16 protein-coding genes are annotated in these 17,153 nt (G+C 47.1%); 1 reads left to right on the forward strand and 15 read right to left on the reverse strand.

Annotated features, from left to right (window positions below):
- Positions 1-217: 217 nt before the first annotated feature.
- From smc to pta, 15 genes are all read right to left on the reverse strand, one after another.
- A complete protein-coding gene (gene smc, locus BR63_RS06235; protein ID WP_034422840.1) occupies positions 218-3,781 on the reverse strand; it encodes a chromosome segregation protein SMC in 3,564 nt (1,187 codons plus the stop codon).
- A gap of 27 nt (positions 3,782-3,808) precedes the next feature.
- Positions 3,809-4,891: an elongator complex protein 3 gene (locus BR63_RS06240; protein WP_051965826.1), complete on the reverse strand. Its 1,083-nt coding sequence runs from the start codon at positions 4,889-4,891 to the stop codon at positions 3,809-3,811.
- On the reverse strand, positions 4,891-5,601 hold the full coding sequence (gene rnc, locus BR63_RS06245) for a ribonuclease III (protein ID WP_034422842.1): 711 nt from the start codon (positions 5,599-5,601) through the stop codon (positions 4,891-4,893). The genes BR63_RS06240 and rnc overlap by 1 nt, the downstream gene beginning before the upstream one ends.
- Before the next feature lie 266 nt (positions 5,602-5,867).
- Complete coding sequence (gene fabF / locus BR63_RS06250) at positions 5,868-7,109, reverse strand: beta-ketoacyl-ACP synthase II (RefSeq protein ID WP_034422843.1); 1,242 nt, start codon at positions 7,107-7,109, stop codon at positions 5,868-5,870.
- Positions 7,110-7,144: 35 nt separating this feature from the next.
- Complete coding sequence (locus BR63_RS06255; protein WP_034422845.1) at positions 7,145-8,092, reverse strand: NAD(P)H-dependent flavin oxidoreductase; 948 nt, start codon at positions 8,090-8,092, stop codon at positions 7,145-7,147.
- 89 nt (positions 8,093-8,181) lie between these two features.
- The gene (acpP, locus tag BR63_RS06260) at positions 8,182-8,409 is read right to left on the reverse strand and encodes an acyl carrier protein (RefSeq protein ID WP_034422847.1); all 228 of its coding nucleotides are present in this window, start codon (positions 8,407-8,409) and stop codon (positions 8,182-8,184) included.
- A gap of 31 nt (positions 8,410-8,440) precedes the next feature.
- Complete coding sequence (gene fabG / locus BR63_RS06265) at positions 8,441-9,181, reverse strand: 3-oxoacyl-[acyl-carrier-protein] reductase (protein WP_034422849.1); 741 nt, start codon at positions 9,179-9,181, stop codon at positions 8,441-8,443.
- A complete protein-coding gene (gene fabD, locus BR63_RS06270) occupies positions 9,182-10,123 on the reverse strand; it encodes an ACP S-malonyltransferase (RefSeq protein ID WP_034422850.1) in 942 nt (313 codons plus the stop codon).
- A 15-nt stretch (positions 10,124-10,138) separates the two neighbouring features.
- Positions 10,139-11,074, reverse strand: coding sequence for an enoyl-[acyl-carrier-protein] reductase FabK (gene fabK, locus BR63_RS06275; RefSeq protein WP_034422852.1), 936 nt, complete (start codon positions 11,072-11,074; stop codon positions 10,139-10,141).
- Between the two features lie 14 nt (positions 11,075-11,088).
- Positions 11,089-12,087 carry a beta-ketoacyl-ACP synthase III gene (locus tag BR63_RS06280; RefSeq protein ID WP_034422855.1) on the reverse strand — a complete coding sequence of 333 codons (999 nt, stop codon included), beginning with the start codon at positions 12,085-12,087 and terminating at the stop codon, positions 11,089-11,091.
- 1 nt (position 12,088) lies between these two features.
- Positions 12,089-13,093: a phosphate acyltransferase PlsX gene (plsX, locus tag BR63_RS06285; RefSeq protein ID WP_034422857.1), complete on the reverse strand. Its 1,005-nt coding sequence runs from the start codon at positions 13,091-13,093 to the stop codon at positions 12,089-12,091.
- 11 nt (positions 13,094-13,104) lie between these two features.
- Entirely contained in the window at positions 13,105-13,659 is a 555-nt protein-coding gene (gene fapR, locus BR63_RS06290) for a transcription factor FapR (protein ID WP_034422859.1), read from the reverse strand.
- 157 nt (positions 13,660-13,816) lie between these two features.
- Positions 13,817-13,999, reverse strand: a complete 183-nt coding sequence (gene rpmF / locus BR63_RS06295) for a 50S ribosomal protein L32 (RefSeq protein ID WP_034422860.1) — start codon at positions 13,997-13,999, stop codon at positions 13,817-13,819.
- A 46-nt stretch (positions 14,000-14,045) separates the two neighbouring features.
- A complete protein-coding gene (locus BR63_RS06300; protein WP_051965828.1) occupies positions 14,046-14,549 on the reverse strand; it encodes a YceD family protein in 504 nt (167 codons plus the stop codon).
- 103 nt (positions 14,550-14,652) lie between these two features.
- Positions 14,653-15,648 carry a phosphate acetyltransferase gene (pta, locus tag BR63_RS06305; RefSeq protein ID WP_034422861.1) on the reverse strand — a complete coding sequence of 332 codons (996 nt, stop codon included), beginning with the start codon at positions 15,646-15,648 and terminating at the stop codon, positions 14,653-14,655.
- 174 nt (positions 15,649-15,822) lie between these two features.
- Here pta and BR63_RS06310 point away from each other — a divergent pair, with 174 nt between their 5' ends.
- The gene (locus BR63_RS06310) at positions 15,823-17,094 is read left to right on the forward strand and encodes a nucleotidyltransferase (protein ID WP_034422862.1); all 1,272 of its coding nucleotides are present in this window, start codon (positions 15,823-15,825) and stop codon (positions 17,092-17,094) included.
- Positions 17,095-17,153: the final 59 nt, after the last annotated feature.

Genomic DNA, 17,153 nt, shown 5'->3' on the forward strand with positions numbered 1-17,153 from the left:
TTATCTTTCCTTATCCAGCCCTGCCTTACAACGCCACGCGATATCTTTTTATACAACTTCCGATATCCGCTTTCCGATATTCCGAGTTTAATTTATTTCTAGTCCATGTTCTAGCACAGCATTGTAGGAAGTCGTCCAGTAGGCGGTCGGTTGTCGGAAATCGGTTAACGGTTCACGTTTTTATTAAAAAAAGAATAGAGAGAAAACCCCCTCCCTATTAACTGGCTTCTCTTCTCACATCTGCAAGTTTTACCGATAATAAACGGGAGACCCCAGTTTCTTCCATGGTAACACCGTAAAGAACATCGGCCACTTCCATGGTTCCTTTGCGGTGGGATATCACAATAAACTGTGTTGTCTCGGCGAATTCCCGGAGGAATTGGGCAAAACGCGCTACATTGGCTTCATCCAGCGCGGCTTCAATTTCATCCAGCACGCAGAAGGGACTTGGTTTAACCTTCAAAATGGCCAATAGGAGGGCAATGGCTGTAAGGGCCCGTTCTCCCCCGGATAAGAGGGATAAAGACTGGGTCTTTTTCCCCGGGGGCTGGGCGATAATCTCCACCCCGGTTTCCAGGATATTCTCGGGGGAATTTAAGATGAGCTGCGCACGGCCTCCCCCGAAGAGCTGGCGAAAAACCTCCTGGAAAGCCGTATCTACTTGGACAAAGGTCTCCTTGAATCTCCTGGTCATGATCTGGTCCATTTCCCGGATAACCTGCTCCAGGCGTTCTTTGGCTTCCAGCATATCCCGAACCTGGTGTGTAAGAAATTCCAAGCGTTCTTTTAAACGGGCATATTCTTCAATAGCCGCCAGGTTAACGCTGCCCAGGGCATTAATTTCTTCTTTGAGTTCATTGATGCGCTGCAGGGTTTTCCGGCGTTCCTGGATCTGGGCGCCTTTATGCTTAGCCTGGTGAAATTCCAGGGAAAACTGTTCCGTCAAGCGTCTCACCGCCGCCTCCAGGGCTGTCTCTATTTTGGATTGCTGCACCTGCCATTGGTGGATTTTGTCTTCTTTTTCCTTAATCTTACTCTGTAGTTGTTTAAGTTCTTGCCCAACCTCCAGCAAAATATCCTGGATGTTTTGTTTTTCAATTCTTAAAGCGGAAAGTTTCATCTCCAGTTCTTTTAGGGCGACCTGTACTTTGCCCTGTTCTTCTTCCAGAGTACGCTGGGTGTTCAGCAGTTCCTGTCTTTTTTCCTTCAGGAAAGTCAATTCCTGTTCTTTCCCGGCTTTTTGCTGTTCCAGATTCCTTAGCTGTTGTATGTACTGCTGCTCTTCTTTCTGGTGGACCGACAATTTTTCTTCACAAGTGGCTACCTGTACCCTTAACTGGGACAACTGTTCATTTTTGCTGAGCTGTTCCTGTTGGGTGTTTTTGATTCTCTCCTGAAGCTCCTGGATTTTTGCCTGATACACTGCTGTTTTTTCGCGCAGAATTCCTTTCTCTTCCTCCAGGGACAGTATCTTCTTTTGCAGTTGTGCTTTTTCTTCCCGGGTTTCCTCATGCTGCCACTTTAAGCTTTCCAACTCCCGTACAAGGCGTTGAATTTCGCCTTCCCAGCGGGCCAAACGGTTCTTTAATTCCACATCTTTCAAAGAACACTCCTGCATCCTTTGTTTACAGCCCTCAATATCAACCTGCAGGGACTGGAGTAATTTTTCCTTTTTCCCTTCCTGCTCTTGACCAAGGGTTATTTTATCTTCCAATACCGCTGCCTTACCGGCCAGTTCCTCGATATGGCGCTTACGGCTTAAGATTCCAGTCTGGTTGGCTTTAACACTTCCTCCCGTTAAAGATCCGCCTGCATTCACTAATTGTCCGTCTAAAGTAACCATCCGGTATTTAAAGCCCGTTTCTTTAGCCTTTTTAACGGCAGTAGGTAAATCCTCCACGAGAAAAACCCGGCCTAAGAGGTACTCGATGATACCGGCAAATTTTTTATCAAAACTTACCAGTTCACTGGCGCGGCCGATGATGCCTTTTCCCTGAGGCAAGAGGTCATTGGGTTTACTCCCTTTAATTGTATTTAAAGGCAGGAAAGTAGCCCGGCCCTTATCTTTGTTTTTCAGGTAGTGAATAGCCTCCTGGGCACACTGGTCGTCCTCGGTAACAATAAACTGCAGTGAACCGCCCAAAACCTCTTCTATGGCTGTTTCATAGGCCTTGGGAACAATAATAAGCTGGGCGACGGTGCCTAAAATTCCTTTGAGCTGATGATGGTGACTGGCCTGCAGCAGTTCCCGGACACCTTGTGCATATCCCTGCCCATCCCTCTCCATTTCTATTAAGACTTTCCGGCGGGAGAGAATGTTATTTTTTTCGTCCATTAAACAACGGTTTTGCTGCAATAATTCCTGGTGGAGGACCGTTTCCCGCTTCAACCTTTCCTCATGGGCTTTGAATTCCTTTTCCAACTGAGCCAGGGTTTCCTGGTTCTCGCTCAAAGACCGTTTTAGCTCGGTAACTTTGGCCGCGACTTCCAGTTTTTCCCGGTACAACATTTCCTTTTTGCTTTTTAGCTGTTCCCATTGTCTTTCCAGTCCGGCTATTTGCTGCTTGGCACCGGCAATTTCGTTGTTTATTTTGGTTTCTTCCTGTAAGGACTCAAAGTGTTCTGTTTTTAAGGTTTCCAAATCTGCGCTGTCTTTTAAATGACGACTGTATTCCTGGTGAATCAGGTTTTCAAACTCTTTTAAACTGGTCTTGGCCAATTGCAAGTTTACTTTGAGTTGTTCCCCTTCCTTTTGATGTCGGGAAATTTCCTCCAGTAAACAGGCGGCATTTTCCGTTACCAGGGCCAACTCCCGTTCCAGGGCTAATTCCTCTCTGTCCAGGGAGGATAACCGCTCTGCACTGAGTTTCTTTTCCCCTTCATATTTCTCCAGCAGGATATTTTCCTGGTACACCTTTTCCTGAAACCTGGCTACATCCTCTTCCTTCTGCTGCAGCTTCAGCTTTTGCTCTTCTTCCTGGGCCTGCAGTCCATGAAACCGTGAGGTAAGGGCCTCGCACTCCCGTTCTTCCTGGTTGATGTCGTTTTTGAGAAGCTCCAGTCTATTTTGGGCGTTTTGGGCTTCATCGATTAAGAGGCCAATTTCCAGGGAATCAAGCTCTTCTTTGTATTGCTGGTAGATGGAAGCTATTCTGGCCTGTTCCGCCAGGGGTTCCTCCTGCTGGGAAAGTTCACTGATGATATCACTTAGCCTGATGAGACTTGCTTCCGTATCTTCCAGTTTTCTGACGGCTTCTCGCTTACGATGCCGGTATTTAACAATGCCTGCAGCCTCTTCAAGCAAACCACGCCGTTCCTCCGGCTTGGCGGAAAGAATCTCGTCAACCTTTCCCTGGCCAATAATGGAAAAACCTTCCCTCCCTACACCCGTATCCATGAAAAGTTCGTGTACATCCTTTAAACGGCAGGGTACCCGGTTAATCAGATAATCACTTTCCCCTGAACGGTATAACCGCCTGGTGACGGTCACTTCATTAAATTCCAAGGGAAAGATCCCTGAAGAATTATCAATGGTTAAGGAAACCTCAGACATCCCCAGAGGACGCCGCTTATCACTGCCCGCAAAAATAACATCTTCCATTTTTCCGCCGCGCAGGGATTTTACACTTTGTTCCCCCAGAACCCAGCGGATGGCATCGGCAATATTGGATTTGCCGCTGCCGTTGGGACCTACCACCAGTGTAATCCCCGGATTAAATTCCAGATTTGTTTTATCGGCAAAAGATTTAAATCCTTGTATCTCCAAGCGTTTCAGGTACACCTTTTCCGTCCCCTCCTTGTTCACGCTTTACTTAATTCGATATTTTTCCAAAAACTCCTGTCTCGCTAAAATGAGAGGATGGCATGAAGATGATACCAAAATCCCTATGTCCTGATTGGGAATGGCGGGGTCAGGGACAACCTTGATTTCCCTTATTTTTAAATGTTCCTTAAAGAAGCCGATATTACAGCGTTTCTGGCCCACCACCTTGGAATAGTCCCGGGGATTAATATATAAAATTAACTCCTTCTCCCGGAAGTTTATCTTTTTTAAAAAACAAAGAATCTGCTCCCGCATCAAATAACCTTCTACCAGTTCACCAAAGGCAGGATGATAAGGCCCGGCCAGCAAATCCCGTGTAAAGGAAAGGTTTTCCGCGGCCTGGAGACCTATGCGAATAACGGGGATGTCATACAGGGAAAAAGTTGCTAACCAGTGGGCAGCATAAGTTACCGCTGCGGAAAGACTTAAGGGATGATAGATCCCTTGTTCATACCACTGGGCCAAAAGCGTACCTTTAAGAACCACAGTGGGATAGATGCGGATAAAATCAGGCCTGGCTTCCACTGCTCTCCTGGCCGTAAGAAAAATATACTCTTCCTTATCTCCCGGCAATCCCAGCATGAGCTGGTAACCCAGTTGGACCGGGTATTTCCTGATGATTTCTGTGGCTCGCAAAATGTCTTCATAGGTATGCCCTCTCCTGGTTTCCAACAAGACTTCATTAACCAGGGACTGTACCCCCAGTTCAATGGTGGTAACACCGTGAGCCAAGAGCCTCCGCAATATCCCGTCATCAACATAATCGGGGCGCGTAGAAAGGCGTAAGCCCGCTATCTTCCCCTTTTGGATGGCGTTTAACCCTTCTTTTAACCACTTGAGCTGGACTTCCACCGGCAGCCCGGTAAAACTCCCCCCGAAAAAAGCTGCCTCTACCCTGGTATCTTCAGTAACCTGGGCCGTAGCCAAAAAACTTTGTACCCGCCTGCTGAATGCTTCAGGCTGCAGTTCTTCACTTTGCCCGCTGATCTCCCACTGATTACAAAATACACAGGTGAAAGGACATCCCCCATGGGGTATAAAAAAGGGGATAATCATTGTTTTTCCCACTACTGGAGGACCCCCAGTTTGAGGAGTGCTAGCCTTGCGGCCTGCTGTTCCGCTTCTTTTTTCGTACGTCCCTGGCCACGGGCCATTTCTTCATCATTGCAGTAGACCGCTGCCAGGAACAGCTTGTCGTGATCCGGCCCTGTCTCCGCCAGGATCTGGTAACTCACGCGGCTTTCCGGCGCCCTCTGGATATATTCTTGCAACTGGGTCTTAAAATCACCATAATTGCCCTGGGCCGCCTGTATGATATCATGATGTAACACCCTGAGAATAAGGTTCCGCACAAAATCCAACCCCACTGTAAGATAAAGAGCCCCGGCAAAGGCCTCAAAACAATCGGCCAGATTGGAGGGACGTTTTGCACCGCCCATCATTTCTTCTCCCCGACCCAAAAGAAGATACTGGCCTAAATTGAGCTGCTGGGCCGCCCGAGCCAAAGCCGGTTCACATACTACGGCTGCCCTCATTTTTGTCAGTTCTCCCTCAGTTTTGTGAGGATACTTTTCAAAAAGAAACTGGCCGATGACCAGACCCACCACGGCATCACCCAGAAACTCCAGGCGCTGATTATGCTCACCCGCTGCGGCTCCTCCTTCATAAACATAAGAGGGGTGAATTAAAGCCTGGTGCACCAGGGTAAGGTCAACCTTATCTTTTATACCCACCTCTTCCAGCAACTGTTCTAACTGTTTTTTGCGATTTCCGTTCATTGCTTACATCCTCCTGACATGTGAAGACCGACATCCGATATCCGATATCCGACTTCCGAGCATCAGATTTGGGTGACCAGAGACCAGTGTCCGGAGTCCGGCTCCTGTATGAGTGACCAGAGCCCAGTGTCCAGTGTCCGGTTAATTTACTGGTCACGGGTCACCGGTCACTGATATCTGCCAACTACCAACTGCGAACTCAATTCTACTAATAACTAAGAACTAGTAACTACCAACTAAGAAGGAGGCTTATCGCCTCCCTCTTATTATGCCTTAAATTTTCCAATTACAACAGTAGCATTATGTCCACCAAAGCCCAAAGAATTACTGAGGGCATAATCCACGGTCATCTTCCGGGCTTGGTTGGGTACATAGTCCAGATCACATTCGGGGTCTGGGGTTTCGTAGTTTATGGTGGGTGGTACGATATCGTTATAAACCGCCAGAGCTGTTGCCACCATTTCGATACCACCGGCAGCGCCCAGGAGGTGCCCGGTCATGGATTTGGTAGAACTGATAGCCAGCTTATAGGCATGCTCACCAAAAACTTGTTTGATGGCCATAGTTTCGTACTTATCGTTAAGGTCGGTAGATGTACCGTGGGCATTAATATAGTCGATGTTCTCGGGTTTGAGCCCTGCATCCCTGATAGCTTCGGCCATGGCTTTGGCTGCACCGGCACCGCCAGGAGCAGGAGCTGTGATATGATGGGCATCAGCGGTAGTGCCATAACCCAGGACCTCTGCATATATCCTGGCCCCTCTTTTTTGGGCATGTTCAAAACTCTCCAGGATAAGTATACCGCTTCCTTCACCCATGACAAAACCGTCACGGTTGGCGTCAAAGGGACGGCTGGCTTTTTGCGGTTCATCGTTATGGGTGGACATGGCTTTCATGGAACAGAATCCGGCAAAGGCCAAGGGGGTAATAGAAGCTTCCGTACCACCGGTTATAACGACTTCCGCCCCTCCCCTTTGGATTAACTTAAAGGCATCGCCAATGGCATTGGTGGCCGAAGCACAGGCCGTTACCACCGTAATATTGGGACCAGTAACACCTAAAGCGATGGCTACTTGCCCGGCGGCCATGTTCCCAATCATCATGGGGACAAAGAAGGGACTCACCCGTCCCGGTCCTTTTTCCCTGAGGATTCTCGCCTGTTCCTCTAAGGTCTCCATCCCGCCAATTCCGGAACCCAGGATAACGCCGACTTTTTCTTTGTCGAGACCTTCCATGTCCATTTTTGCGTCTTCTAAAGCCACCTTGGCCCCGGCTACCGCAAATTGGGTAAAGCGGTCCATGCGTTTAGCCTCTTTTTTATCCATGTAAAGTCCGGGATCAAAGTCTTTTACTTCACCAGCAATCTTAGTAGGAAATTCCGTAACATCGAAACGCGTCACCAAGTCAATACCAGACTTTCCTTCCAGGAGACCCTGCCAAAATTTCTCCACACCTGTCCCCAGGGGGGAAATGGCGGCAAGGCCAGTAATCACTACTCTTCTTGTCATATTACACCCCTCTTTTGACTTACTCCTCTTAATCCTTATGGTAAAGCCTCTACTTCTTTAAGCAGAGTGCGAATGATCTCTTTCACAGGTAAAATCTCTTTTATTTTTCCTATAAATTCACCGGAAAAAGCTAAACCGTCTTCCAGGTTTCCTTGCTGGGCATTGACAAGAGCTTCCATAATACAGAAATTACGGGCGCATTCTTTTAAGCAGTTCACACAGTTACTGGGGGGAATAACCTTATCACCGGCAATTTTTTCAGTAAATTCATTACGAATGGCCCTCCCGGGTAAGCCTACGGGGCTGTTGATCAAAACAATATCTTCGTCGGTAGCCTTCACATATAATTCCTTTAAACTATCTGCGGCATTTGATTCTTCACTGGCTGCAAACCGAATACCAAGCTGCACGCCATCAGCGCCTAATCTAAAAGCTTCCGCCATATCTTTACCGTCTACAATACCGCCTGCAGCAATCACCGGTATATTGACGGTACTCTTAACCTCCGGCACCAGTTTCCGCATGGATTCATCAGTTCCCAGGTGTCCGCCCGCTTCTTTTCCCTCCACGATGACGGCGGCAGCCCCAAGCTTTTCCGAAATCTTAGCCAATTTTGCTGTAGAGACAATGGGAACTACAGGAATGTTGGCCTCTTTTCCCAGTACAAACATATCCCGGGAAAAACCTGCTCCTGAGACAATCAGGTCAATACCTTCGGAGATAGCCGTTTTTACCATTTGGGTAAAGGCGGATACTGCAAACATAATATTAATACCAATTATCCCGGAGGAAAGTGAACGGGCAGTACGTATCTCCTGTCTCAGTTCGTCAGGAGACATGCCGCTGGCAGCGATCAGGCCAATACCGCCTTCATTGGCCACAGCCGCCGCTAAACGCGCTGTTGATATACGGACGGCCATTCCGCCCTGAATAATAGGTATTTGGGGAGCTAAATTTCCAATACGTAGTGTAGGCAACTTCACGTTCATTCCTCCAGTATTTGACCAGCTAACAGGTTTCTTAAGAAGGTCCCGCAGAGATGACTACGGGACCTTGAAAAATTTTGTGTCGATTACTGTCTCTCTTTTATGTAATCAACAGCATCACCAACAGTTCTAATCTTCTCAGCATCCTCATCGGGAATTTCAATATCAAATTCCTCTTCTAAGGCCATAATGAGTTCCACCACATCTAAGGAATCGGCATTCAGATCATCAAAACTTGTCTCCAGAGTTATTTCAGCCGCATCAACTCCTAATTGTTCAGCGACGATAGATTTTACCTTTTCAAATATGTTCATAGTTTCACCTCCTTCCACAAGATACTAAAAATTACATAGACATACCGCCATCCACGGCAATAACCTGTCCTGTTATGTAATCAGCCCCTGGTCCGGCCAAGAAAACCACAATGTGTGCTACATCCTCAGGATTACCCAAGCGTTCTAATGGTATTCCCGCAGCAATCTTTTCTTTTACCTCGTCTGATAGTTTATCTGTCATATCTGTAGTGATATAACCAGGAGCAACAGCATTCACGGTGATCCCCCGAGAAGCAAGTTCCCTGGCGGCAGACTTAGTCAAGCCGATGACGCCCGCTTTAGCTGAAGCATAATTGATCTGCCCCGCATTGCCCATGATTCCCACAACGGAAGTGATATTAATAATTTTTCCCCCGCGCTGTTTCATCATGGGACGGGTGACAGCTCTCACACAGTTGAAGACACCGGTAAGATTGACTTTGAGAACCTTTTCCCATTCTTCATCCTTCATACGCATAATCAGACCGTCTTGTGTGATACCTGCATTATTCACAAGAATATCAATGCGCCCATACTTGTCTACTATCTCTTTTATCATAACATCGACTTGTTGAGAAGAGGAGACGTCAGCTTTTTTTATTTCACCTGAACCGCCATTTTGTAAAATAAAGTCCAGTGTCTCCTGGGCCGCCTGTTCGTTACCGGCATAATTGACGATAACTGTGGCCCCTTCCTTGGCCAAGGCTATAGCCACCGCCCTGCCGATACCCCTAGAGGCCCCGGTTACCACAGCCACCTTTTCTTTTAACACCTACATCCCCTCCTTAAGCTTAAGTATAGTCTCGCCCAAGGAAGCCATATCTTCAATATTATATATTTCTGCCTCTTTGGCAATCTTCTTGATCAAACCGCTGAGTACTTTTCCAGGCCCTATCTCCACAAAGACTGATGCACCTAAATCTATCAACTTAAGGATAGACTGCTCCCAACGCACAGACCCGCTGACCTGGTCTATTAAATTCTGGCGAATTTCCGCCGGATCGGTTGTGATTTCAGCGGTGATATTGGCTACCACAGGTATCCGCGCAGGTGATATTTGTACTTTTTCTAATACTTCTTTTAATTTTACAGAAGCCGGTCTCAAGAGGCTAGAATGAAAAGGACCGCTTACCGGGAGCAGAACGGCTCTTTTCGCCCCATAGGTTTTAGCAAGTATCAAAGCTTTTTGTACGGCTGGAGTGGCTCCGGCAATAGCAATCTGTCCTGGGCAATTATAGTTAGCTGGCTCCACAACGCCTACATCTGACACTTCCCGGCAAAGAGCTTCTACCTTATCCTGGTCCAACCCCATGATGGCAGCCATAGTGCCTTCTCCAGGGGGAACGGCTTCCTGCATAAAAACTCCCCTCTGTCTTACTAACCAGGCTGCGTCTGTATAGGAGAGAGATCCTGCAGCTACCAAGGCTGAATATTCCCCCAGACTGTGACCGGCCACAAAATCAGGCTTAATTCCTTCCTTCTCCACCACTTTGAGAATGGCCACACTGGTCGTTAAGATAGCCGGCTGGGTATTGATGGTCAGCTTTAATTCTTCCTCCGGACCGCTAAAGCAAATTTCACTGAGGGATACCCCTAGTCTTTCATCGACTTGTTCAAATACCTCCCGGGAAAGGGGGAAATGATTATAAAACTCTTTTCCCATACCTACATATTGAGAACCCTGTCCAGGAAATACAAAGGCTGTTTTCTTCATGTTATTCCCCTTACCTTAAAATAATTTCATTTTTTCTTTCAGGACTTGTTCTGCCTCAGCAATAATCTCCTCGATTATCTCCCGGGCGGGCTGGATTTTGTTCACCATCGCTGCCACCTGTCCGGCCATGAGGGACCCCATCTGGTCGTCTCCATCTATGACCGCCGCCCGCAGGCGTCCTGCCCCCAGTTTATCAAACTCCTCAGCGGGTGCCCCCTCTCTGGTGAGCCGTTCGAACTCTTTGGTGAGCTTATTCTGAATAACCCGGACAAAATGCCCATGATAACCGGTCAGCGTAGTATCCCGGTCTTTGGCCCTGAGGACCGCATTTTTATAGTTCATATGTACCTGGCATTCTTCTGCACAGATAAACCTGGTGCCCATCTGCACGCCCTGGGCCCCCAGGCAGAGGGCCGCTGCCAGCTGCCTGCCGTCGGCGATGCCCCCGGCCGCAATCACCGGTACCTTTACTGCATCTACAATTTGGGGTACCAGGGCCATGGTGGTTAAATCACCGGTATGACCGCCGCATTCCATGCCTTCTGCAATCATGGCATCTACCCCGGTCCGTTCCAGGCGTTTAGCCAGGGCGACGGCGGAAACCACAGGGATGACCTTGATTCCAATCTCTTTTAGCTTGGGAATATGCTTCCCAGGGTTACCCGCCCCCGTTGTGATCACACTTACTTTTTCTTCTAAGATTACCTGGATCACATCTTCCACAAAAGGGGATAAATAATAAACATTGACGCCAAAAGGCTTGTCGGTTAAGGTTTTGGCCTTTCTGATCTGTTCCCGTACTACCTCACCGGGAGCATTACCGGCACCGATAATCCCTAAACCACCGGCATTGGATACGGCAGCAGCCAGCTCTGCCGTGGCTACCCAGGCCATACCACCCTGTATCACAGGATATTTGATACCTAAAAGCTCACATAAAACCGTATGCATCCCAATTACCCCCTTTATTTAGACCACTTCATAACGCAGGAACCCCAGGTGAGACCGGCGCCAAATCCCACCAGTACCACATGATCACCTTTTTTAATTTTTCCTTCCTTGACGGCTTCATCAAGAGCCACGGGGATAGAGGCACCAGACATGTTACCGTACTTGTGCAGGTTTACATAAACCTTATCCGGTGATAACCCCAGTCTTTTTACTGCCGAATCGATGATACGGGTATTGGCCTGATGGGGAACAAGATAATCCACATCCTCCTTACTGAGGCCTGCCTTTTCCAATGCCTTTAAGGCTGCATCCCCCATCACCTTCACAGCAAATTTGAAGACTTCGTTTCCGCTCATCTGGATAAAATGCTCTTTATTCTCCACAGTTTCTTTTGTAGCAGGTTTACGGGAACCTCCGGCCGGCAATTTCAAAAGTTCTCCCCCTGAACCGTCGGCACCCAGGTAAAAAGATAAGAACCCTTCACCTTCCTCTACGGGTTTCAGGACTGCCGCACCCGCACCATCCCCAAAGAGAATACAGGTGGTTCTATCTTCCATGTTCATGATTTTCGTCAGTGTTTCTGAGGCAATCACCAGAACCGTATCATACATACCTGTAGCGACAAACTGGCTTCCCATGGCCAGCCCATATAAGAAACCGGAACAGGCTGCCGAAGCATCAAAAGCTGCCGCGTTCACTGCCCCGATGTTGTTTTGGATTATACAGGCGGTAGAGGGGAAAAACATGTCAGGCGTAACCGTAGCCACAATAATCAGGTCAACTTCCTCATGCTTCGTTTTAGCGTCTTCCAGGGCTTTTAAAGCCGCCTGGGTACCTAAATCGGAAGCTGCTTCAGCAACCGAGGCCCTGCGTCTTTCCCCAATTCCTGTTCTCTGTAAAATCCATTCTTCAGTAGTATCAACAATCTTGGTTAAATCGGCATTGGTAACTCTCTCCTCCGGTAAGTAGGAACCTAACCCTACTATACCCACGGGTCGAAGTGTTATGGTCATGCTATTCACCAACTTTCTCAGTTTTCACACAGGTTTTAAGGGTTTCTACAATGTTATTCTGCACACACTCCATAGCCACACGGATGGCATTCTTGATGGCAGGTGCCTTGGAACTGCCGTGACAGATAATACTTATGCCCTTAACACCTAAAAGAGGTGCACCGCCATATTCGGCATAATCCAGGCGTGATTTCAGAGCTCTTAAACCAGGAGCCAGAAGGGCCGCTCCCATTTTACTGGTTAAATTTTTACTAAACTCCTGTTTCAGCAGGCTGAAAATGGCCCCCGCCGTTCCTTCTATGACCTTAAGGATAGTATTGCCAACAAAACCGTCACAAACCATCACATCTGCTTTACCAGCAGGGATATCCCGTCCCTCAATATTTCCTATAAAATTAAGTTCAGTGACTTTACTTAATAAGTCATAAGCCTGAAGGGTCAACTCATTACCTTTGCTAGGTTCTTCTCCAATATTGACTAATCCCACGCGCGGCCGGGTATATTCCAGAATTTTTTCTGCATAAATACTGCCCATTAGGGCAAACTGGACCAGATGGTCAGGTTTACAGTCAGCATTAGCCCCTGCATCAAGTAACAGTTTAGGGCCTGCCAGGGTAGGAATCACCGTGCCAATAGCCGGTCTGTCAATACCGGGAATCCTCCCCAAACCAAAAAGGGCTGCTACCATCTGGGCCCCTGTACTGCCCGCTGAGACAACGGCATCGGCTTTTTGTTCTTTCACCAGGCGTGTAGCCACGCTGATGGAGGCATCTTTTTTCTTGCGATAGGCAATAGCGGGATGTTCATCCATGGCTATAACTTCTTCACAATGGCAGATGGAAATTCTACCTTCCTTACCATGCTCAGCCAAACATTTTTTGATGATATCTTCTTTGCCCACCAGGACAATATGTAAGTCTTTATTAAGGTTTAATGCAGCTAGCGCACCTTTAACGATCTCTTCCGGTGCATAATCGCCACCCATAGCATCCAGGGCAATCCTCATGGTATCTCCTCCTATCTTGCAACCACCACGAACTTGGCTACAAAAACTTCTTCTGCCCCCACCTTGGAAACAACCTTAACCAGGTATTTATTCGTTTTTTTTCTAGCCAGCACCGCCCTAGCCACAATTTTTTCATTTAAATATACAGGTCTGCGATAACGAATCCGGGCACTGCCGGTTAAAACCACATCAGCATCGATGAGGGCCACAGCCAGCGTATTAGCCTGAGAAAAAATATAGTCTCCCCGGCAAACTTTACTTTTTTCCGCCACCATATCAGAAGTTACTTCCATGACCGAAGTAGCATGCTGACCTAATTCCAACTCCAGGAGTTCCCCAACCAATTCCCCGCCGCTAATGGAGCGGACTTTGGCAAAAGTTTGCTCAGCCACTTGTTTGAGCCTCTGGCGCAATTCAGGAATGGCCATTTCCATACGGTCTAAGCGGATAGTCTGGATACTCACATTAAAATACTTAGCCAGTTCTTCATCAGTAGTAAAAGGATTTTCCTGAAGTAATTCCACTAAACGGGCCTGGCGCTGAGCTTTACTCAACTGGCGTACCATGGCACTCTTCAACCCCTTGCAAAATTAATACCAGGTCTCATAACCTAGTATAAAGTCCCATCATTATTTTGGCAAGTAAAAATCTGGTTTAATTTTCATATAGAGTTAAAATCACAAAAAAAGAAAGCTGAAAACAGCTTTCTTTTCGCGGCTAAACTTATTCAGCTTTAGCAATAACTACCCGGTTCTTATAATAACCACATGCAGGGCATACGGCATGGGGCTTTTTAAGCTCATGGCACTGAGGACACTCCATGAATTTAGGTGCTTCAAGTTTCATGATTTCAGCTCTTCTTCTACGATTTCTCGCTTTGGAACGGCGGTGTTGTTGTACTCCCACTGGTACCACCTCCTCCTTATTCTTTCTAACTTTATTTCCACCCGGGTTATTTTTTTAATTTGGCCAGTACTGCTAAACGCGGATCAACGTTATCCTTGTGGCATTCACAGGTTCCTTCTTTTAGATTCCGGCCACATTGAGGACAAAACCCAGGGCAGTCCGGCTCACAAAGGGTGCGCATCGGTAAAGAGAGTATGAGATTTTCCTGTACTGCCTCGGTAATATCAATGAAATCACTGTCAAAAACAATAACAGCAGAATCGTCAAGGCCTTGTTTTTGCAAACAATCACTGGCATGGCAGTACTCTTCAGCAAAAGTGATTTCTACCGGTACTTTTACTTCATCCAAACAACGACTACATGTGGTGAGAGCAGATGTCTTAAGGTTAACATTCAGTTCCAGGACATTTCCTGTATTGGTGATTTTACCTTTTACCTTGATGGGCTCTACAAAGGAGAATTCACTAATAGCGGGAACCTCTTGCAAGACAAACTCAAACTGTTCCTCGGCACCTGGATGTTTTCTTAAATCACCGACATTTATTTTCATGAGAAATCACCTTGCCATTTAAGGCTGACCAAAGAATGCCTTGAATAAAAACCTGCATTTCATTATACAAAGATAAATATTCCTTGTCAAGAAAACACAGAGTTTAAGCTAAGTCCTGACATGCCGTGATGGCTGTGGTATTTACTATATCGTCGACACTGCAGCCCCTGGACAAATCGTTGACAGGTTTGGCCATTCCTTGCAAGACCGGTCCTACAGCTTCTGCCCCGGCCAGGCGCTGTACCAGTTTATACCCGATATTGCCCGCTTGCAGGTCGGGGAAAACCAGGACATTGACTTTACCGGCCACAGGGCTTCCCGGTGCTTTAGACTGGCCTACTTTAGGCACGATGGCGGCATCAGCCTGCAGTTCACCATCGACCATCAAGTCAGGATATTTTTCTTTAGCAATGGCAGTGGCTTTTACTACCTTATCGACCAGTTCGTGGGAGGCACTTCCCTTGGTCGAGAAAGATAACATACCCACTCTTGGTTCAAAACCCACCAGGGCCTTAGCCGTTTTGGCCGATGCATAGGCAATTTCCGCCAGCTGTTCCGCAGTAGGATTGGGGTTTACGGCACAGTCGGCAAAAACCATAATACCGTTTTCACCGTATTCTGTCTTGGGCGTAATCATGATAAAGGCACCAGAAACCACAGAAATACCCGGCGCGGTTTTAATGATTTGTAGAGCAGGACGTAAAACATCACCCGTAGTATTTTGCGCCCCCGCCACCATACCATCGGCGTCACCTTTGTAGACCATCATGGAACCAAAATATAAGGTGTTTTTCATTTGGGTTTGGGCTTCTTCTAAAGAAAGGCCTTTTTTCTTACGCAGTTCACAAAATTCTTCACTGTAGGCTTTATATTTCGGTGATTTTATAGGATCTATGACGGTTACGCCGGTTAGGTCAGCTCCTACCCTGGCAGCTACCTGCCGTACTTCATTTTCCTCCCCCAGTAAAATTATTTTGGCCAGGCCTTCTTTTGTGATAATCCCGGCAGCTTTTACAGTACGTTCTTCTGTTCCTTCCGCCAGAACGATGGTCCTGTTATTCTGTTTAGCCTTGGCTTTAATTTGTTCAATGAGATTCATTAGTATATCCCCCTCTGGTATAATTTACATAACTAGAAAATGATTCTCCAAAAATCGCAGAATTCCTATTCCTTTAGCAGTATTTTTTTATAAAAATAACATCTTTATGTAAATCCCCGGATTAAATATTTCACCTGAGTCAGCTTTTCATAATAAGGAGGTCACAATAAAATCATGAATATTGCCGGTATTATTGCCGAATACAACCCCTTCCACCTGGGTCATTTGTATCACCTGCAAGAAACAAGAAAAAAGACGGCCGCCGAAGGGATTATTTGTGTAATGAGCGGTCATTTTGTGCAGCGTGGTGAACCTTCTCTTGTCAATAAATGGGCCAGAGCCGAAATGGCCCTGGCCCACGGCGCAGATCTGGTCCTGGAATTACCCGCCCTTTATGCCACGAGGAGCGCCTACTGGTTTGCCAGGGGCGGGGTGGAAACCCTGGCCCATACCGGCATAGTGACCCACCTCTCCTTCGGGGTAGAAGCATTAGAACCGGAAGTTCTGGAAAAGGCCGCCGGGTTGTTAGCCCAGGAAACTTCCGACTTCCAGGCGAACTTAAAGAACTTTCTAGACGAAGGCCTGTCCTTTCCGAAAGCCAGAGCCCAGGCTTTGTCCTTAAAAATACCCGAGGGAGAAGGAATTTGGCATCAGCCCAACATCATCTTAGCCCTCTCCTATTTACGAACCATCAAAGAAAAAAAACTGGCCATCAAACCAGTGATCATTGAGCGTCAGGGGGCAGGTTACCATGATAAAAACTTAATCCCCGGAAAATATGCCAGTGCTTCAGCTATACGGGAAGAGCTGTTTAAGGCCCCAGAGCCTAAGGAGGTTTCCCTTAAAAAAGTGGAGGAATTTTTACCCCAGGCCGCAATCACAATTCTCCACAGGGAATTCGCTGCAGGCCGGGGCCCCCTTTCCCTGGAAGATTTTGCTCCTCAACTGCTGACCCTTTTGAGGCGAAGTGAATTACTGGAACTACAAAGGATTATTGATATCAAAGAAGGATTGGAGAACCGTATCCGGTCAGCAGCTAATACTGCTACAAGTATCCGGGATTTTTTAACTAAACTTAAAACCAAAAGGTATACCTATACCCGTTTACAGCGTTTTCTCATCCATCTTCTATTGAATTACACCATGGATAAAGAAGCATACCTGGCAGAAGGGCCCCCTTATCTCCGTGTACTAGGTTTTACCTCCCAGGGACGTAAGCTTTTAAAAATAATAAAAGGGAACTCCCCGCTACCCGTTATCACCAAAGGGGGCCATGCCCAAAAATATCTTACAAACTGTAAAAATTTCAGCACCTTCTGGGAAATGGAGATAAAGGCCACCAATCTCTACACTCTACTCTATTCAGAGCCCAAACAAAGATTGGGAAATTTAGATTATCTGAAAGGCCCCGTTTATATCCCCGACAACCGCCATCCGATATCTTAATACGATTTCCGATATCCGTTTTCGTTATCCGATGTCTTTTTTTGACGAATACGACTTCG

It is taken from the genome of Thermanaerosceptrum fracticalcis (assembly GCF_000746025.2).
In the GTDB taxonomy this organism is placed as follows: Bacteria; Bacillota; Peptococcia; order DRI-13; family DRI-13; genus Thermanaerosceptrum; species Thermanaerosceptrum fracticalcis.